The organism is Stenotrophomonas sp. 8(2023) (assembly GCF_030345295.1).
Lineage (GTDB): Bacteria > Pseudomonadota > Gammaproteobacteria > Xanthomonadales > Xanthomonadaceae > Stenotrophomonas > Stenotrophomonas muris.
Genome location: NZ_CP128404.1, coordinates 3836734 through 3854684 on the forward strand (window position 1 = coordinate 3836734; position 17951 = coordinate 3854684).

15 protein-coding genes are annotated in these 17951 nt (G+C 67.6%); 4 read left to right on the forward strand and 11 right to left on the reverse strand.

The window, feature by feature from the left end; all coding sequences use genetic code 11:
* Positions 1-101: 101 nt before the first annotated feature.
* A complete protein-coding gene (locus QP609_RS17735; RefSeq protein ID WP_197621285.1) occupies positions 102-2459 on the forward strand; it encodes a family 20 glycosylhydrolase in 2358 nt (785 codons plus the stop codon).
* A gap of 180 nt (positions 2460-2639) precedes the next feature.
* Here QP609_RS17735 and QP609_RS17740 read toward each other — a convergent pair whose 3' ends face one another.
* The gene (locus QP609_RS17740; protein WP_046432545.1) at positions 2640-3032 is read right to left on the reverse strand and encodes a membrane protein; all 393 of its coding nucleotides are present in this window, start codon (positions 3030-3032) and stop codon (positions 2640-2642) included.
* The gene (locus QP609_RS17745; RefSeq protein ID WP_014648426.1) at positions 3029-4213 is read right to left on the reverse strand and encodes an SAM-dependent methyltransferase; all 1185 of its coding nucleotides are present in this window, start codon (positions 4211-4213) and stop codon (positions 3029-3031) included. The genes QP609_RS17740 and QP609_RS17745 overlap by 4 nt, the downstream gene beginning before the upstream one ends.
* 59 nt (positions 4214-4272) lie before the next feature.
* Between QP609_RS17745 and QP609_RS17750 the strand changes: the two genes are divergently transcribed.
* Positions 4273-5010, forward strand: coding sequence for a pteridine reductase (locus QP609_RS17750; RefSeq protein WP_197621864.1), 738 nt, complete (start codon positions 4273-4275; stop codon positions 5008-5010).
* A 65-nt stretch (positions 5011-5075) separates the two neighbouring features.
* Here the strand turns inward: QP609_RS17750 and folK are convergent, their stop codons facing one another.
* Positions 5076-5561, reverse strand: coding sequence for a 2-amino-4-hydroxy-6-hydroxymethyldihydropteridine diphosphokinase (gene folK / locus QP609_RS17755; RefSeq protein ID WP_014648428.1), 486 nt, complete (start codon positions 5559-5561; stop codon positions 5076-5078).
* A gap of 89 nt (positions 5562-5650) precedes the next feature.
* Between folK and QP609_RS17760 the strand changes: the two genes are divergently transcribed.
* A complete protein-coding gene (locus tag QP609_RS17760; RefSeq protein ID WP_197621863.1) occupies positions 5651-6394 on the forward strand; it encodes a 20S proteasome subunit A/B in 744 nt (247 codons plus the stop codon).
* Between the two features lie 443 nt (positions 6395-6837).
* Here the strand turns inward: QP609_RS17760 and QP609_RS17765 are convergent, their stop codons facing one another.
* From QP609_RS17765 to QP609_RS17780, 4 genes are all read right to left on the reverse strand, one after another.
* The gene (locus QP609_RS17765) at positions 6838-8349 is read right to left on the reverse strand and encodes an ATP-binding protein (protein WP_046432552.1); all 1512 of its coding nucleotides are present in this window, start codon (positions 8347-8349) and stop codon (positions 6838-6840) included.
* A 4-nt stretch (positions 8350-8353) separates the two neighbouring features.
* Positions 8354-8794: a response regulator gene (locus QP609_RS17770; RefSeq protein WP_005411057.1), complete on the reverse strand. Its 441-nt coding sequence runs from the start codon at positions 8792-8794 to the stop codon at positions 8354-8356.
* On the reverse strand, positions 8791-10608 hold the full coding sequence (locus QP609_RS17775) for an ATP-binding protein (protein ID WP_142235163.1): 1818 nt from the start codon (positions 10606-10608) through the stop codon (positions 8791-8793). Before QP609_RS17775 ends, QP609_RS17770 begins: the two co-directional genes overlap by 4 nt.
* Positions 10609-10800: 192 nt before the next feature.
* Positions 10801-11184, reverse strand: coding sequence for a BON domain-containing protein (locus QP609_RS17780; protein WP_014648433.1), 384 nt, complete (start codon positions 11182-11184; stop codon positions 10801-10803).
* A 170-nt stretch (positions 11185-11354) separates the two neighbouring features.
* Here QP609_RS17780 and QP609_RS17785 point away from each other — a divergent pair, with 170 nt between their 5' ends.
* Positions 11355-12398, forward strand: a complete 1044-nt coding sequence (locus tag QP609_RS17785; protein ID WP_197621788.1) for an oxidoreductase — start codon at positions 11355-11357, stop codon at positions 12396-12398.
* Positions 12399-12668: 270 nt separating this feature from the next.
* Here the strand turns inward: QP609_RS17785 and gnd are convergent, their stop codons facing one another.
* The 4 genes from gnd to QP609_RS17805 form a co-directional block, all read right to left on the reverse strand.
* Positions 12669-13574 (reverse strand): phosphogluconate dehydrogenase (NAD(+)-dependent, decarboxylating), encoded by a 906-nt coding sequence (gene gnd, locus QP609_RS17790; RefSeq protein ID WP_014648435.1) that lies wholly within the window; start codon positions 13572-13574, stop codon positions 12669-12671.
* Between the two features lie 10 nt (positions 13575-13584).
* On the reverse strand, positions 13585-14838 hold the full coding sequence (locus QP609_RS17795; protein ID WP_289213821.1) for a hypothetical protein: 1254 nt from the start codon (positions 14836-14838) through the stop codon (positions 13585-13587).
* 2 nt (positions 14839-14840) lie between these two features.
* The gene (locus QP609_RS17800) at positions 14841-15437 is read right to left on the reverse strand and encodes a DUF2242 domain-containing protein (protein ID WP_014648437.1); all 597 of its coding nucleotides are present in this window, start codon (positions 15435-15437) and stop codon (positions 14841-14843) included.
* Positions 15438-15650: 213 nt separating this feature from the next.
* A complete protein-coding gene (locus tag QP609_RS17805; RefSeq protein WP_142235160.1) occupies positions 15651-17828 on the reverse strand; it encodes a carboxy terminal-processing peptidase in 2178 nt (725 codons plus the stop codon).
* Positions 17829-17951: the final 123 nt, after the last annotated feature.

A 17951-nucleotide genomic window follows, 5' to 3' on the forward strand; every position in this document is an offset into this window, starting at 1 on the left:
GCAACATCGCCGAGTCGTGCACGCACGCCGGGCCTGGGTCATTCCGGGCCCGGCGTTTTTCATGTATAGCGTTCATCGCACCGTTCCAAGGAGTCGTACCGATGGTCAAGCCTTCCCGCGCCCGGATGCGCAGCGCAGTGCTGCTGGGCAGCCTGCTCGCCCTGTTGCCGGCACTGCCGGCACTTGCCGCCGACCCCATGCCGGCCGCTGAGGCACCCGGCCCGCAGCTGCGTGCCGGCAGCCTGATGCTGATTCCCGCCCCCAGCAATGTGCAGCCTGGCCAGGGCAGCGGCATCACCGTGCGCGCCGATACCGTGCTGCAGGCCGAAGGCGAGGCCGCACAGCGCGTCGCCAGCCAGTTCGCCGACCTGCTGGCGCGCAGTGGCGGCCCGCGCCTGGGGCTGGCCAAGGGCAAGGCGGCGGCCAGGACCGGTGGCATCCGCTTCCAGATCGTGCCCACCTTCCGCGACAGCGGCGAGGGCTACACGCTGGAAAGCACCGCACAGGGCGTAGTGGTACAGGCCGGCAACGAAACCGGCCTGTTCTACGGCGCAACCACCCTCGCCCAGCTCGCCACCGGCGGCAGCAACGGCGTGCTGCCAGCGGTGCAGATCCAGGACGCGCCACGCTTCAGCTGGCGCGGTTTCATGCTCGACTCGGCGCGGCATTTCCAGAGCCTGGACGAGATCAAGCGCGTGCTCGACGCAATGGCCGCGCACAAGCTCAACACCTTCCATTGGCACCTGACCGATGACCAGGGTTGGCGCATGGAGATCAAGCGCTATCCGAAGCTGACCGGAGTGGGCAGCTGCCGCCTGCCGGCCGGCGACGGTGGCACCGATCCGGGCACTGGCAAGGAGCATCCGTATTGCGGCTTCTACACGCAGGACCAGATCCGCGAAGTGATTGCCTATGCCGCGAAGCTGCATATCCAGGTGATTCCGGAAATCGATGTGCCGGGGCACGCGACCGCGGCGATTGCCGCGTACCCGGAACTGGGTTCGATCAATACCCCGCTGAAGCCGCTCAGCGAATGGGGCGTGTTCCCGAACCTGTTCAACGTGGAAGACAGTACTGTCACCTTCCTCGAGAACGTACTGGAGGAAGTGATCGAACTGTTCCCGGCCAAGTACGTGCACGTCGGCGGCGACGAGGCGGTCAAGGACCAGTGGGAAGCCTCCAGGCAGGTCCAGCAGCGCATGCGTGCGCTGGGCATCAAGGATGAAATGGCCATGCAGAGCCACATCATCAAGCGCCTGGAGACCTTCCTGGAGGAGCACGACCGGCGCCTGATCGGCTGGGATGAAATCCTCGAAGGCGGGCTGCCGCCGCAGGCCACGGTGATGTCCTGGCAGGGCACCGAAGGTGGCCTGGCCGCGGCCAGTGCTGGCCATGACGTGGTCATGTCGCCCGTGGGCTACCTCTATCTGGATTACCTGCAGACGGCCTCGCCGAACGAACCGCCGGGCCGCCCGGCCCAGGTCAACCTCGGCAAGCTGTACAACTTCGAGCCCGTGCCGGCCGAGCTGGCCGCTGACAAGCGCGGGCACATCCTCGGCCTGCAGGCCAACATGTTCACCGAACACACGCGCACCTATGCGCGCCTGCAGCACAACCTGTTCCCGCGCCTGGCCGCGGTGGCCGAGACCGGCTGGAGCAGGCCGGAGCATCGCGACTTCCGCGATTTCCTCGCGCGCCTGCCCGCGCAGCTGCAACGCTACCGCGCCTGGGGCCTGGCCTACGCGCAGACCCCGTTCGAAGTGGGCGTGGACTACACCGACAACCGCGCCGCCAACACGGTGACCGTGTCGCTGGCCAACCCGCTGGGCTATGAGGTGCGCTACAGCACCGATGGCCAGCCGGTGACGGCGCAGTCGCCGCTGTACCAGCAGCCGCTGACCAGTACGCTGCCGACCACGGTGCAGGCCGCCGCGTTCTACCAGGGCCAGATGCTGGCGGCGAAGCCGACGGTCGCGGACTTCAGTGCGCAATCGCTGCTCAGCCGCCGCAGTGACGAACTGCTCAGCTGCGTAGGCAAGAAGGGGCTGGTGCTGCGCCTGGAAGACGATGGCCCGCGCGAGGGAAACCGCGCAGTGTTCAACGTGGACATCTTCCAGCCATGCTGGCGCTGGCCACAGGCACAGCTGGACGGCATCGGCAGCGTGGAAGTCCGCGCGGGGCGTATTCCGTACTACTTCCAGCTGGCCCACGACGAGCCCAAGCGTCGCTTCGAGAAGGCCAAGCGTGCGCATGGCGAGATGCTGGTGCGTCGCGGCGACTGCAGCGGCAAGGTGCTGGCCGAAGTGCCGCTGCCGGCCACGCCGGATGCCGATGGCTTCGTGACGCTGCGTGCGACGCTGCCGAAGGGCTCCCAGGGCACCGGTGACCTGTGCATCAACTTCACCGGCGACACGCGCCCGGCGATGTGGGTGCTGGATGAGGTCACGCTGGGGAAGTGACCCCAAGCCTGTCCTGGCGCAATCGATCCACGCATGGCGTGGATCTACTGTAGAGCCGAGCCCATGCTCGGCTGCCTTTGGGAGATCGATCCACGCATGGCGTGGATCTACTGTAGAGCCGAGCCCATGCTCGGCTGCCTTTGGGAGGAAGCCGAGCATGGGCTCGGCTCTACAGGAACTTTACCCGCGCCAGCGCAGCAGCAGATCGCGCAGCGGGGTCAGTGCCGTAGCCAGGCCGGCCAGCACGCCGATCGTGTTGGCCAGCGCGTCCATCGGATCGGCCATGCGGTCATCGGTCAATGCGCCCTGCGCGAACTCGATGCCGATCCCCATCAGCACCAGGCCCACGCCCACACACAGCAGCGGACGTCCGTGCCGGAACAGCTGTACCGCGCTGCCAGCCAGGATGAAATAGGCGAGGAAGTGCTCACCCTTGTCGCCGTTTTCCGGCAACGGAATCGGTGGCGGTGGGATCAGGCAGACCACGATCACCAGCAACACCGCGCTGAACCACAGTGCGGTCCACAGCCGCGGCCGCCGCAGTGGCTTGATCAGCGGCAGCGCATCGTTCACAGGCGCCAGCTCAGGTCACCCAGCTCGAAGGCGGGCTCGAAGTCGACGCCGCGCTGCAGGCCGATCGCCTGGAAGCGCTCCCCCATCTCGGTCGGCAGGGTCAGCTTCTTCACCTGGTCGCGCAGCTGGATGCGGCCGACTTCATCGGTGCGCTCCTCGGCCAGCGACAGCACCTGGTCCAGGCCGTTGCCGAGCAGGAAGCTGGCCTGGCTGCAGTAGCCCGCCAGCTCGAAACCGCCGTGCATGCCGGCCTCGGCCATCGCGGTGAAATCCACCGACGCGGTGATGTCCTGCAGCCCCGGCCAGCGGTGCACGTCGTTGTGCACGTGGTGGCGGTAGAACGCGCGTACGGTGCCCTCATCGCGGTCGTGCTGGTAGAACTCGCCACGGTTGTAACCGTAGTCGATGAACAGCATCGCACCGCGCTGCAGGCCGCCCGCCACCGCCTGCAACCAGTACGGCAGCTGCGGCAGCACCTCGGAACGGTAGCCCTCGGCGAAGGGGCGCTCCAGGTAGCGCTCGATGTGGCGCACCGCACCGTTGAGCAGGATGTCGGCCGGCTGCGCACCACGGATGAAGTTGCCTTCGGCGTCCAGTTCCACGGTTTCCTCGTAGACCTCGCCATCCCGGATCAGGAAGCGCGGCGTCGGCAGCGCGTCGATCACTTCGTTGGCAAACACCACGCCCTCCCAGTCCTCTTCGAACGGGCGATCGACCCAGTCCACGCGTGCGGCCAGCTCGGCCGGCAGGTTCTGCTGCAGGCGCTGTTGCTGGCGCTCGCGCAGGTCGGCGCTGGGTTCGAGGATGGCGTAGCGCGACGGCAGCGCGTCCAGCTCGGCCAGGCGCAGCAGCACCGCTTCGGCGAAGGCGCCGGTACCACCGCCCAGTTCCAGCATCCGCGCCTGCGTACCCAGCTGGGCGAACACCGGCGCCAGCGCGTTGGCCACGCTGCCGGCGAACAGGCTGCCGAGCTCGGGCGCGGTGGTGAAGTCGCCACTGCCGCCGAATTTGCTGGCGCCGGCGCTGTAATAGCCCCAGCCGGGGGTGTACAGGCACAGCTCCATGAAGCGGGAGAACGGCATTGCCCCGCCCTGCGCAAGGATTTCGGCGCGCAGGGCAGCGGCCAGCTGGTCGCTGTGGGCCAGGGCATCGGCTTCGGGCAGGGGGAAGGTGGGCTGCATGGCGTCTTCGAATGCGGTGACAATGGTGCACAGGATAGCCGAGCCTTGGAGGACCCTCGATGAGCGATACCCACCCCGTGGTCCTGATCACCGGCAGCGCGCGCCGGATCGGTGCGGCCATCGCCCGCCAGTTCCACGCCTGTGGCTGGTCGGTGGTGCTGCACGCAAACACCTCCAGCGCCGAGCTGCAGCAGGCTGCGTTCGATTTCGACAACGTGCGCCCGGGCAGCGTGCTGGCCCTGCAGGCCGACCTGCGTGACGCCGACGCCCTGGCCGATCTGGTCGAACAGGCCGTCACCCACTTCGGCCGCCTGGACGCGCTGGTCAACAACGCCTCCAACTTCTTCCCCACCCCGCTCGGCCAGGTCACCGCCGAGGCGATGGACGCGCTGTATGCGGTCAATGCACGCGCGCCGCTGCTGCTGTCACAGGCGGCAGCGCCCTACCTGCGCCGCCAGCAGGGCTGCATCGTCAACCTCACCGACCTGCACGGCACCGACCCGATGCGTGACCACATCGCCTACACCATGGCCAAGGCCGCGCTGGAGATGGCAACGCGCGCGCTGGCGCTGGAGCTGGCGCCGAAGGTGCGGGTCAATGCAGTAGCGCCGGGTGCGATCCTGTGGCCGGAACAGGACAAGGATGATTTCGCCCGCGAGGCGCTGCTGGCACGCACGCCTTTGGCGCGGATCGGCACCGTCGAGGAGATCGCCGAGGCGGTGTACTGGCTGGTGGCCGAGGCCAGCTTCGTCACCGGCCACACCCTGCGCGTGGATGGCGGGCGTACGGTCAGCTGAAAGGTTGCCGGGGTCCACAACGGGGTCAGATCCCTTTTCCCGGCGGGAAAAGGGATCTGACCCCGTCACTCCAGATCCACCACCTCGAACGCCTCGCCAAACTGCGGGTGCGCGCGCCACAGCGTGGCCAGGTCCTGCCCGCTGACCGGGTCGATGAAGCCCGGCGCGATGTCGGCCAGCGGCTTCAGCACGAACGCGTGCTTCAGCTCCGGCCGCGGGATGCGCAGGTGCCCCGGGCCTTCCAGCACCAGGTCGCCATAGAACACCACGTCGATGTCCAGGGTCCGGTCGGAGAAGCGCGGCCCGCTGCGGTCGCGACCGTGCGCGTCTTCCAGCGCGTGCAGCCAGTCGTCCAGCTCCTGCAGCGGCAGATCGGTCTCGATCGCCACCGCATTGTTGAGGAAGGCCGGGCCATCGAAGCCGACCGCGGCGGTACGGTAGGCCGGCGATACCTGCAGCGCGCCGAAGCGCTCGCGCAGGGCCGCCACCGCGGCGTGGAGGTAGCGGCGGGGCTGGACATTGCTGCCCAGGCTCAGGAGCACGGTCGTCATGCGGTTCAGGTGGCAGCAATGGGGGCGTGGACATGCCGTCGTCACGGCGGCCTGCCTACAATCCGGGATGCACATGATAGGGCACCGACATGACCTATTGCGTTGGAATCGAGGTGGACGAGGGCCTGGTCTTCGCTGCCGACACCCGGACCAATGCCTCGCTGGACGATGTGCGCGTGCATCGCAAGCTGCACGTGTTCGAGTATCCCGGCCAGGCAGCCTACGTGCTGATGGCGGCTGGCAACCTGGCCACCACCCAGCTGCTGGTGTCGCGTCTGGGCCGCGACGCCGCAGAGCGGCGCGTGCCCAACCTGCGCGACATGCCCCACCTGTTCGAAGCCGCCGAGTACGTCGGCCAGCTGCTGGTGGACAGCCAGGTGCACACCAACCACAGCGAACATGGCCACGATGGGGTCAATACCCAGGCCACGCTGATCTTCGGCGGGCAGATCGCCGGCGAGCGCCCCGGGCTGTACATGATCTATCCGCTCGGCAACGCCATCGCCGCCTCGCCGGAGACGCCCTACCTGCAGATCGGTGAATCCAAGTACGGCAAGCCGATCCTCGACCGCATCCTCAGCCCGGCCACGCGCCTGGAGGATGCCGCACGCACGGCGATCGTCTCGTTGGACTCCACCATCCGTTCCAACCTGTCGGTGGGCCTGCCGATCGACCTGGCGCTGCTGCGCGACGGCGAACTGCGCATCGGCCAGCAGCTGCGGCTGGGTGCGGATTCCACGCTGTATGCGGACATCCACCAGAACTGGTCGCGGCGGCTGGAACAGGCAGTGGACGCCCTGCCGCGCTTCCCCTGGGAACCTACCGAACGGTAGTGCCGGCCGCTGGCCGGCAACCGCGTTGATCCCACCACACAGGGATGCCGGCCAGCGGCCGGCACTACCGGGCATCAGCCCAGCGCTTCGGCCACCGCGCGGAAGACCAGCTGCATATCTGCAGCGGCTGGAACAGGCAGTGGACGCCCTGCCACGCTTCCCCTGGGAACCTGCCGAACGGTAGTGCCGGCCGCTGGCCGGCAACCGCGTTGATCCCACCACACAGGGATGCCGGCCAGCGGCCGGCACTACCGGGCATCAGCCCAGCGCTTCGGCCACCGCGCGGAAGACCAGCTGCATATCTGCAGCGGCTGGAACAGGCAGTGGACGCCCTGCCGCGCTTCCCCTGGGAAACCAACGGACGGTAGTGCCGGCCGCTGGCCGGCAACCGCGTTGATCCCACCACACAGGGATGCCGGCCAGCGGCCGGCACTACCGCGACATCAGCCCAGCGCTTCGGACACCGCGCGGAACACCTGCTGCATCTGCAGCGGCTTGCGCAGCACGTGCACCTGCACGCCAGCGGGAAATGCATCGGCCGCCACCTCCACCGCTGCGTCTTCCAGCACCAGCGCCGGGCCGCGATAGCCCAGCGTGGCCATCTCGCCCAGCAGCTGGCTGGCCGGCAACAACTTCGAGCCGGCGTCGGCAATCACCAGCGCCGGCATTGCCTCCTGCTGCATCCAGCGCAGCGCCGCCGGGCCATCGGAGGCCAGCTGCAGCTGATATCCCTGGCTTGACAGCGCATTGCCGAGCAACGACAGGCGCGTGGCCTCGCCATCGACCACCAGGATCGACTGGCCACTGCCCAGGGCCACCAGCTGCTCGATCGGCTCACTGCCGTCGCTGGCTTCGTGCATCGGCAAGTGCAGTTCGAAGCAGGTGCCCTGCCCCGGCTGGCTGCTGACATGGATGCTGCCGCCGGCACCTTCGACGATGCGCTTGCAGGAAATCAGGCCCAGGCCGGTGCCGTCGGCCTTGGTGGTGAAGAACGGATTGAACAGGTGCGACAGCGTGTCTGCATCCATGCCGATGCCTTCATCGGCCACGCAGATCCGCATCCAGTCCACGCCATCGCGCTGGCCGGCATGGCTGGCGGTCAGGCTCAGGCGACCGCCGTTGGGCATCGCCTGGATCGCGTTGAGCGCCAGGTTCAACATCACCTGCTGCAGCTCGGTGTAGTTGGCATCGACCACCAGGCCTTCGTCCTGCACCTGCAGTTCCAGGCGCACGGCATCGGGCACGTTGCTGCGCAACAGCAGTGCAACCGCATCGAACAGGCCATCGATCTCGATGCGCTCGCTCGGCTTGCGCGAACCGCGCACAAACGACAGCATCGATTCGGCCATCTCATGGCCACGGCGACCGCACTCGGCGATGACATCGGCCAGGTGGTGCAGCTGCGGATCCTCGGTGCGCGCCTTCAGCAGGTCCGGCATGATCAGCAATGGCTGCAGGATGTTGCGCAGGTCATGGCTGAGGCCGGCAGCAAGCAGCGACAGGCTTTCCAGGCGCTGCGCGCGCATCAGCTCGGTTTCCACCCGTGCACGCTCCACCGCGCTGCGTGCATCGCGGATCGCACGCGCCACCGCCGACGGCAGGCGCGCCGGCAGGTGCTTGATGATGTAGTCATTGGCGCCCTTCTGCAGCGCCGCCACCGCGTTCTCCTCACCCATCGTGCCGGAGACGAAGATGAAGGGCACGTCCGGCGAGGTCTCGCGCACGATGCGCAGCGCGTCATCACCGGAGAACCCCGGCATGCTCAGGTCGGACAGCACGATGTCCGGCTGGAACGCAGCCAGTGCCTGGCGCAGTTCCGCCTCGCTCTCGACACGCTCGAAGCGGGCGTCCAGGCCCGCGTCGAGCATCTGTTCGGACATCAGCTCGGCATCCTCTGGTGAGTCTTCCACCAGCAGGATGCGCAGCGCCCCCAGGGCGGGACCGGTCAGGGGCATGGGCTCACTCGAGTTCCGGTGCCTGGTTGATCAACGCCCAGAACTTGCCCAGGGTCTGCACCGCGCCGAAGAACTGGTCCACGTCCACCGGCTTGACCACGTAGGCGTTCACGCCCATGTCCCAGCTGCGGGCCAGATCGCTTTCCTCGCGCGAGGACGACAGGATCACCACCGGCAGGCGCTTGAGTTCTTCGTGCTCGCGGATCTGCCGAAGCACTTCGAGGCCATCCATGCGCGGCATCTTGATGTCCAGCAGCAGCACCGCCGGCAGGCCTTCCTCGCGATTGGCGAAGGCGCCGCGGCGCAGCAGGTAGTCCATCACTTCCACGCCGTCTTCGACGTGCACGATGGGATTGGCCAGACGCGCCTCTTCCAGGGCATCGATCGCCATTTCGGCATCCGCCGGGCTGTCTTCGGCGAGAAGAATGGTGCGCAGAGTGGTCATGCAGAAGGCCCTTGTTTGTCCGCGTCGATCGCGGGAGGCAGGTAGAAGTGGAAGGTGGCGCCGACGTCCGGTTCGGCCTCGGCCCAGATACGGCCGCCATGGCGGGTCAGCACGCGGCGCACGCTGGCCAGGCCGATGCCGGTACCCGGGTAGTCGCTGGCCTTGTGCAGGCGCTGGAATACACCAAACAGCTTGCCGGCGTAGGCCATGTCAAAGCCTGCACCATTGTCGCTGACCGTGAACTGATGGCCGCCATCGGGCTGCGGCTGGTAGTCCACGCGGATCTTCGCCGGCTCGCGGTTGCCCGAGTACTTCACCGCGTTACCGAGCAGGTTCAGCCAGACCTGGCGGATCATGTTCTCGTCGCCCACCACGATCGGCAGCGGCGCGATGCTCCACTCCACGTGGTGCGCATGGCCGCTGTTCTCGGCCTCGGCCTGCAGGTTGGCATCGAGCATGGCGCGGGTATCGGCCACCAGCGACTGCATGTCCACCGCCTGCTGGCGCATCGCTGCGCGGCCCAGCCGCGAATAGACCAGCAGGTCGTCGATCAGCGCCGCCATGCGCCGGGCCGAACTGGAGATCACCTCCAGGTAATGCCGGCTCTTGTCATCGGCGGCGTCGCCGAGGTGGCGCGACAGCTTGTCGGAGAATCCGGCCACGTGGCGAAGCGGCGCACGCAGGTCATGCGAAACCGAGTAGCTGAAGGCTTCCAGCTCGCGGTTGACCTCGGACACCTGCGCGACCTTGCCCTCCAGCTGGCGGTTCAGCTCTTCCACGCGCAGCTGCACTGCGCGCTGCATGGTGACGTCGCTGATGGTCAGCAGCACCACTTCGTCATCGGTGTCGGGCAGCGGCATGCGCCGTGCGTTGAGCAGCATATAGCGCACCATGCCAACGGCGGTACGCTGCTCATGCTCGAAGTCCCAGAGTTCGCGGCCACGCGACAGCACATCGGCCAGGCGCTGGCGCACCACCGGATCCCGCCAGGCGCCGTCGCCGATGTTTTCCAGCAGCAGGCCATCGGCGCGCTCGTCCTGCAGGTCATACAGTTCGGCGAACGCCGGGTTGTGCAGCTGCACGCGCAGGTCGCGGTCGAGCAGCACGATCGGTTCGCGCACGGTCTGCAGCACCGACGCCGCGCGTGCGGCCGAGCGCAGCGATTGCCGTTCCGCATGCAGGCGGCGGCCGATCTGCCGCTGCAGCAGCCACAGCACCAGGCCGAGCAGGGCCAGCTGGATCGCCAGCGAACTCCACGACACCAGTTCGGTCTGCTTGCGCTGGCGCGCGGCCTGCTGGGCGCGCAGTGCCAGCAGATTCTGCTCGCTGGCCTGCAGCTCCTCCACCAGGCCACGGATCGGATAACGCGTGCTCAGGTCCTGCACCAGCTCACGCTGGTCGGAGTTCGGTTCGGACCGGGCCAGCTCGCGGGCAAGCGCCATGCGGCCTTCGAGCATCGATTCGATCCGACCAATGCGGATCAGCTGATCGGGATTGTCACGCGTCATCCGGCCCAGTTCGGCCAGGCGCCCGGGGATCTCGTTGGCCTTGGCCATCCGCTCGCGCAGGCCGGGCGCATCCACGCCCTTGGACAGGGTCAGGGCGGCGGATTCGACGTCGCGCACATCGGCCTGCAGCTGTTGCAGCGCCACACCAACGGACTGGGTGTGGTTGACCCAAGCCATCGCCTCTTCGCTGTCCTGCTGCAGTTTGCGCAGGGTCAACCACGGCACCACGATGATCGCGGCAGCCGCCAGCGCCAGGGCCGGCAACCGCCAGCGGTCCCAGATGTCGTCACTGAAAACCAGCGCCATAGTTCCTCGTCAGCACGGCCGCGGAGCGGGACCCGGGACGAGCCCGGCTGCGGCGGAACCGGCAATATAGCGCAGGCGGTCACAACTCTGGAGCCCAAAGCGCGGCAGGCTGAACGGGCCCCCGCAGCCGGCCCCATACGCGAGTGGGCGCCCCCTTCGGGGCGCCCACCCTGTTCAACGCGCGGTGGATGCTCAGCGCTTGGCAGCGGCGCTGACCTTAAGCGCGGCGGCATCGACGCGGGTCACGCCCTTGATGCCCTTGGCGGTGTTGACCGCCTTGTCCTTCTCCGCCTGCGTAGCGACGGCACCGCTCAGGCTGACCACGCCGTTCACGGTTTCCACCTTGATCTCGGTGCCCGGAACGTTGCTGCTGGCCAGCAGATCGGCCTTCACCTTGGTGGTGATCCAGGTATCGGTCACCGGCTCATTGGAGTCGTGACGATCAGCATGGGTCGTCGGATGGGTGCTGGTCGGCGGGCTCTTCGCGGCCGGGTCCTTGGCGAATGCGGCCGAGGAGGACAGCGCCAGGCCCAGGGTCAGGGCGGAAGCAATCAGCGTGCGGGTGGTATTGCTCATCGTGTCGTACTCCTTCGGAATGTGCTGCCAGTCTGGACAACCCACCGTAGAGCAGGCGTGGCGTTGCGGTCATGCCGCCGTGAATCGAAACGTTTCCAATGGCAACCGTTCAGTTTTGGACTGCCAGTCCCCGTCGTTTACCCTGCCCTTCCCACTGCCGGAGCCCTGCCATGCGCCCCGACCTGCAACTGGCCCTGATCGGCTACGGCTTCGCCGGCCGCGTCTTCCATGCACCGCTGATCCAGCACAGCCCCGGGCTGGCGCTGCACAGCATCGTCAGTTCACAACGCGACACCCTGCTGCGGACGTTCAGCGATGTGCACGTGCGTGCCACGCCGCAGCAGGTATTCGATGATCCGGCCGTGGATGCCGTAGTGATCGCCACGCCGAACGAACAGCACGCGCCACTGGCCATCGCGGCGCTGGCGGCAGGCAAGCATGTGCTGGTCGACAAGCCGTTCGCGCTGGATGTGGCCGAAGCGGAAACGGTGCTGGCTGCGGCACGCGATGCCGGGCGCATCGCCACCGTGTTCCAGAACCGGCGTTTCGATGCCGACTTCCTCACCCTGCAGTCGCTGCTGGCCGAAGGCAGCTTGGGCGACGTGGCCGAGTGCCACGCGCACTTCGACCGTTACCGTCCGCAGGTGCGCGACCGCTGGCGCGAACAGGACGGGCCCGGCAGTGGCCTGTGGTACGACCTCGGTCCGCACCTGCTGGACCAGATGCTGGTGCTGTTCGGCTGGCCCGAGGCAATCGATGCCGACCTGGCCGTGCAGCGCGAAGGTGGCGGCGGCATCGATTACTTCCACGCAATACTGCACTACCCACGGCATCGGGCGATCGTCCATGCCGGTTCCCTGGTGGCAGCGCAGACGCCGCACTTCAGTGTGCATGGCAGCGCCGCCAGCTGGATCAAGCACGGCGTGGACGTGCAGGAGGCGCAGCTGCGCCGCGGCGTGGCGCCGGGCGCACCAGGCTGGGGCCTCGATCCGCGGCATGGCGAGCTGGTGCGCTGCGATACCGAAGACAACGTGCAACGCAGCACCGTCGACAACCTGCCCGGCGACTATCGCCGGTTGTATGCGCAGTTCGCGGCGGCGATGCACGGCGAGGGCGAAGCCACGGTCAGCCCGGTGCAGGCGCTGCAGCTGATGCGGTTGCTGCAGGCCGGCATGGACAGCGCGCGCGAAGGGCGGCGGATCGCGTTGGGGTGATCGGCAGGGCTGCGCCCTGCACCCGCACAAGCGGTAGTGCCGGCCGCTGGCCGGCAACCTCAACAGCAACGGCAAAAAACGGCTACCCGTGAGATGGCGCCCCCCCCCGCCTTCGACAGTTATCCGCGCCCGACGGTAGGTGTCGACCTTGGTCGACACGTCGACGTGGAAGCCATCGGAGACGGCTTTTGCAGAGTCGAGCCATGCTCGACTGCCTGCATGGGGTCAGAGCCCTTTCCTGCGGAAAGGGATCCGACCCCGGCTTCGTGCTTACGATTTCTTGATCGCGTGGCCACCGAATTCATTGCGCATCGCCGACAGCAGGCGATCGGTGAACGAATTCGATTCGCGCGAGCGCAGGCGTTCCAGCAGCGACAGCGTGATCACCGGCGCCGGCACATCCAGCGCGATGGCTTCGGCCACGGTCCAGCGGCCTTCGCCGGAATCCTCCACGTACGGGGCAATGCCATCCAGCGAAGGATTGCGCTTGAGGGCTTCGGTGCTCAGGTCCAGCAGCCACGAACGCACCACGCTGCCGTGGCGCCACACCTCGGCCACCTGCGCCAGGTCCAGTTCCATCTCCTGCTTGCGCTCCATCAGCGCGAAGCCTTCGGCATAGGCCTGCATCATTCCGTACTCGATGCCGTTGTGGACCATCTTGGTGAAGTGGCCGGCACCGGACGGGCCGACGCGCCCCCAGCCACGATCTTCGGCCGGGGCCAGCGTGCGCAGCAACGGTGCGATCTGCTCCACCACCGACGCTTCGCCACCGACCATCAGGCTGTAGCCCTCCTGCAGGCCCCACACGCCACCGCTGGTGCCGCAGTCGACGTAGCCCAGATCATCCTCGGCTAGCGCCTTGGCGCGGCGGATCGAGTCCTGGTAGTTGGAGTTGCCGCCGTCGATGACGATGTCACCCTCGGCCAGGTGCGGGGTCAGCTGGCCCAGCGTCTGGTCGACGGTTTCGCCGGCCGGTACCATCAGCCACACCACGCGCGGCACCGGCAGCGCGGCCACGGCGGCGGCCAGCGAATCAACCACCTCCAGGCCGGCCTCGGCGGCGCGCTGGCGGGCGCCTTCGCCCGGGTCGTAGCCGACCACGCGGTGGCCGCCGCGATGCAGGCGCTGGGCCATGTTGGCGCCCATGCGGCCGAGCCCGATCATTGCAATATCCATTGTTTCACCTTCAGTTGGGGTCTAGGGTCAGGCTGCCTGGCCTGCCGGTAGCCGCGCAGTGGCGCAGCTGCGCCTCGCGCCAACGCCGGTAGAGCGTGGTATGCAGATTGTGCACCGCCAGGTCGATTGAAAACGGGGTTCGCGGGTTGCGATCGAGCAGGCGGGCGACGTGGTAGCCGATGGGACGTATACCGCGTGGATGCACATAGATCACGAACTGCTGGTAGAACGGATCGTCCAGCAGCTGGTCCATGCGCGCGAGCGTGTCGTGGTAGCGCGGCGCCAGCCGTGCGCGCAACTGCGGATCGCGCTCGAACAGCAGGCGCTCGAAGTAGCGCTGGCCGATGCGCGGGATGTCCTGCGCCAGGTTCCAGAGTTCGGCATTGCGCTGGTCGTACCAGGCCAGGCCGCCGTGCTGCGCCAGGGCCTGCGCAGCGCCCTCACCCACAGTGACGACCACGAAGTTCTCGGCCTGGTTGCTCAGGTCATCCAGCGTACCGTTGTCGTACACATGTTCGATGAAGCCGGGCACACCCACGAACGCCTGCCGCCCCATCGCCGAGGTGCGCACCGCCTTGCCATCGGCGAAGAACTCGCCCGCGTGCGCGCCAAGCAGGATGCTGTCGGTGGCGCGCAGCGCGAGGAAGGTGCCGATCGACAGTTCATCCGCTGCGAACTCTGTATCGAACGCAGCATCGCCATACAGCTCGCGCTGGGTGGCCAGCTGCGCGACCTGGCGGCCGACACCGCACTCGGCGCGCACGGCACCGCTGTAGAACGCCTGCAGCGCATGGCTGTTGCCCGCACTGGGCACGAAGCCACGGCCGAAACTGCGCGTACGCTGCCAGCCCTGTGCCGGCGCGCCGCGCAGACCAAAGCCGATCCAGCCCAGTTGCGGGCCGGAGAAGCGGAACGTGGCATTGCCCTGCAATGCCGAGGTCGCGCGCCGCGTGGCCGCCCCCAGCTCGAAGGCATAGGCGCAGACCGTAGCAGGGTCTTCCAGCAGCTGCTGCAGCAGTGCCTGTCGTTCGCCTGCAGGCAGATCCGCCGACCAGCGTACGCGCAGGTCACCCGCTGCCTGTGCCGCGGCGAGCGAGGAACGCATACACACCGGGCCCTTGTGTACCTGCGGTGCACGCAGCCCGGCATCCTCGAAGCGCCACCCCAACCGCTGCAGCAGGCCCTGCGTACAGTCCGGGGATGGCGCTGCGACGACCCACGCGGGCGCCAGCAGCAGGGCTGCAATCAGCCACCTGCCGCGCACGCTCAGCCCTGGTCCGTGACCGCCGGTGCGGGTGCGGGCTCCGGTGCCGCTGCCGGCGATGGCGGCGGCTTGCCCGCCGCGGCCGGCAGGTACTGCTGCAGGCGCTGGAAGAAGCGACGATAGAACTCGGCATCGGTGACCGTGCTGCTGGCCACCTTCACCAGCGAGTCGTCGTTGCTGCCGAAGGGCAGCGATACCGAACCCAGCGCTCCCACACCGACACTGGCCGAGGTCGGGCTCTTCTTCAGCGCGTAGCGATCCTGCACTGCGCTGACGAACACCAGCGTCTGGCCGCCACGCGGGGCGCAGGAGATGCGCAGCACCAGCTGCTCATGGTCATCCTCGCGCGGCTGGAAGTTCTTGTTGCCTTCCACCTGTGCATCGTCGGAACGGGCGATGGCATAGCCCTGGCTGAGCAGCGTGCGGCGCGCCGCTTCGCAGGCTTCGCCCGGGCGCCCATCGACCGTGCGCGAGAAGGTATCGCCGGAATCGAAGGACTCGCGCAACACGGTGCTGTCGGCGGCACGGCCACCGCAGGCCGAGAGGATCAGGGCGCTGGTGAGCGCCACGGCGGCGCTGGAAAGACGGGAGGCCCGCATGGGTACTCCTGCGAGAACGGAAGCACCAAGGGTAGTCCCACCCCCGTGTGCGGCAGGTCGACATACCCTCCCACGTTGCTCCCGGTTCATGCACGAAAAAGGGGACGGAGGGAATTAAGTCGTTTGTGCCACAAACGACTTAATTCCCTCCGTCCCCTTTTACGCCGAGGGGCCGGCAATGCCGGCCCCTGAGTGTCACATGCCGTGGCCGGCTCAGTCCGCCCAGCGCCCCGCGCCGGTGGACTGCGGCAGCACCTGGGCCGACAGCGGGCGGTCATTGGCCAGCAGATTGACCGCGTCAGCGAGGATCGAGGCCGACTCGCGCAGCAGCGGGTCCGGACGCTTTTCAGCGGCCTTCTCACGGGCAGCATCCTTCACGATGTCGCGCTCGTTGCCGGTCAGGCCATCGTCGCTGCTGTCGTCGGCCAGCGGGTCCAGGGCCAGGCCCAGTTCCTTGCGCTGCACCTGGCGCTCCTTGCGCTGGGCGTCCTGGCGCTCGCGCTCGGCACGACGGGTCGCCTCGTTGAGCGAGATGTACTTCTTCGCGGCCTCGGTGCGGAACTGCTCCACATCCTCGTTCCACCACTGGAATTCCTTGTCAGTGGCGATGCGCGCGTCGTGGCGGGTCTCCAGCTTCGGCAGCAGCGGCGCGAAGTTGCCGTACTGGGTGTGCGGCACGGCGGCGATGCGGGTCCACGGCAGGGCGTTGTCGTAGGTGCTTTCGCCGAATTCGGTGGCATCGACGCTGGCCGGGAAGGCCAGGTCCGGCACCACACCCTTGTGCTGGGTGCTGCTGCCGCTGATGCGGAAGAACTGGGCGATGGTCAGCTTGACCTGGCCGAAGCGCTGGGTTTCGCCGCTCGGCCAGCGATCGAGGTCGACGATGTTCTGCACGGTGCCCTTGCCGAAGCTGGTTTCACCGATCACCAGGCCACGGCCGTAGTCCTGGATGGCACCGGCGAAGATCTCCGAGGCCGAGGCCGAACCGCGGTTGATCAGCACCGCCAGCGGGCCATCCCACGCCACGCCCTGGTTGCGGTCGCTGTTGACGGTAACGCGGCCACCGGACTCGCGCACCTGCACCACCGGGCCCTGTTCAATGAACAGGCCGGTCAGTTCGATCGCTTCATCCAGCGAGCCGCCCCCGTTGTTGCGCAGGTCCAGCACCACGCCATCCAGCTTGTCGTTCCTGAAGCCGGCCAGCAGCTTGGCGACGTCGCGGGTGGCCGAGGCGTAGTCAGCGGCATTGCGGCGACGGCCTTCGAAGTCCTGGTAGAAGGTCGGCAGCTTGATCACGCCGATCCTGCGCGCCGGTTCGCCGTTGGCGGCCGGGATGCTCATGGTCTCGCCCTTGGCGGCCTGTTCGGCCAGGCGCACCTTCTGGCGGGTCAGGACCAGCGTGTGGTGCTTGCCGTCCACGCCCTCGGCGGCCGGGATGAATTCCAGCTTGACCTGGGTATCCTTGGCACCGCGGATCTTGGCCACGACGTCGTCGATGCGCCAGCCGATCACATCCTCGACCAGGCCGGACTTGCCCTGGCCAACGCCGACGATGCGGTCCCCCGGCTTCAGGGTGCCGTCCACTGCGGCCGGACCACCGGCGATGATCTCGCGGATCACCACCATGTCGTCCTGCCGCTGCAGCTGCGCACCGATGCCTTCCAGCGACAGCGACATCGCCTGGTTGAAGTTCTCGGCGGTGCGCGGGGTGAAGTAGTCGGTGTGCGGATCAACCGCGCTGGTGTAGGCGTTCATGAAGAACTGGAAGACGTCTTCGCCCTTCAGCTCGTTGACCGACTTCTCCAGCGTCGCGTAGCGCTTGTCCAGCGTCTTGCGGATGTCGTCCGGCTTCTTGCCCGCCAGCTTCAGGCGCAGCCAGTCGTTCTTCACCGACTTGCGCCACAGCTCATCCAGTTCGGCACTGCTGGCCGCCCACGGAACCTTCTTGCGGTCGTATTCGAAGCGCTCGTCGGTGGTGAAGTCCGGCTCCTGCTTGAGCAGCTTGCGCGCATAGGCCACGCGCTCGCCGACGCGCTGCTTGTAGACCGCGAACACCTGGAACGCCGGCTCCAGCTCGCCGCCACGGATGGCCGAAGAGATGTTGGCTTCGAACGGCGCGAAGCGCGCCACGTCGGCCTGGGTGAAGTACTGCTTGCCGCCGTCCAGGGTCTCCAGGTAGCGCTTGAACACGTCCTTGGAGGTGGCCTCGTCCAGCGCGCGCGGGCGGTAGGCGTAGCGGCTGTCGGACAGCAGGCCGTACACCAGCTTGGAGGTGGTCACCTGATCGGCGGTGGCCGCCGCAGGCAATGCGGGCGAGTCGGCCTTGGCCGCCAGCGCCAGCGGCGCGACCAGCGCCAGGGCCATCAGGAATGCGGGGGCTTTGAATTTCATTGACGTGCTCGAAGGCGCCTTGCCAAGGGGGAGACTGCAGGGTGTTCAGACACCACGACAGTGCCGAAAGTTGCCGGGTTTGTCATCCGGCCGCGCTCGGTGGAAAACCAGCCTAGCCGGGCC

What these genes read in the sequence shown, in the direction of transcription:
- QP609_RS17735 (WP_197621285.1), top strand. Translation starts at nt 102, where the DNA reads ATGGTCAAGCCTTCCCGCGCCCGGATGCGCAGCGCAGTGCTGCTGGGC.
- QP609_RS17745 (WP_014648426.1), bottom strand. Translation starts at nt 4,213, where the DNA reads ATGCAGCCCACCTTCCCCCTGCCCGAAGCCGATGCCCTGGCCCACAGC.
- QP609_RS17750 (WP_197621864.1), top strand. Translation starts at nt 4,273, where the DNA reads ATGAGCGATACCCACCCCGTGGTCCTGATCACCGGCAGCGCGCGCCGG.
- folK (WP_014648428.1), bottom strand. Translation starts at nt 5,561, where the DNA reads ATGACGACCGTGCTCCTGAGCCTGGGCAGCAATGTCCAGCCCCGCCGC.
- QP609_RS17760 (WP_197621863.1), top strand. Translation starts at nt 5,651, where the DNA reads ATGACCTATTGCGTTGGAATCGAGGTGGACGAGGGCCTGGTCTTCGCT.
- QP609_RS17765 (WP_046432552.1), bottom strand. Translation starts at nt 8,349, where the DNA reads ATGCCCCTGACCGGTCCCGCCCTGGGGGCGCTGCGCATCCTGCTGGTG.
- QP609_RS17770 (WP_005411057.1), bottom strand. Translation starts at nt 8,794, where the DNA reads ATGACCACTCTGCGCACCATTCTTCTCGCCGAAGACAGCCCGGCGGAT.
- QP609_RS17775 (WP_142235163.1), bottom strand. Translation starts at nt 10,608, where the DNA reads ATGGCGCTGGTTTTCAGTGACGACATCTGGGACCGCTGGCGGTTGCCG.
- QP609_RS17780 (WP_014648433.1), bottom strand. Translation starts at nt 11,184, where the DNA reads ATGAGCAATACCACCCGCACGCTGATTGCTTCCGCCCTGACCCTGGGC.
- QP609_RS17785 (WP_197621788.1), top strand. Translation starts at nt 11,355, where the DNA reads ATGCGCCCCGACCTGCAACTGGCCCTGATCGGCTACGGCTTCGCCGGC.
- gnd (WP_014648435.1), bottom strand. Translation starts at nt 13,574, where the DNA reads ATGGATATTGCAATGATCGGGCTCGGCCGCATGGGCGCCAACATGGCC.
- QP609_RS17800 (WP_014648437.1), bottom strand. Translation starts at nt 15,437, where the DNA reads ATGCGGGCCTCCCGTCTTTCCAGCGCCGCCGTGGCGCTCACCAGCGCC.
- QP609_RS17805 (WP_142235160.1), bottom strand. Translation starts at nt 17,828, where the DNA reads ATGAAATTCAAAGCCCCCGCATTCCTGATGGCCCTGGCGCTGGTCGCG.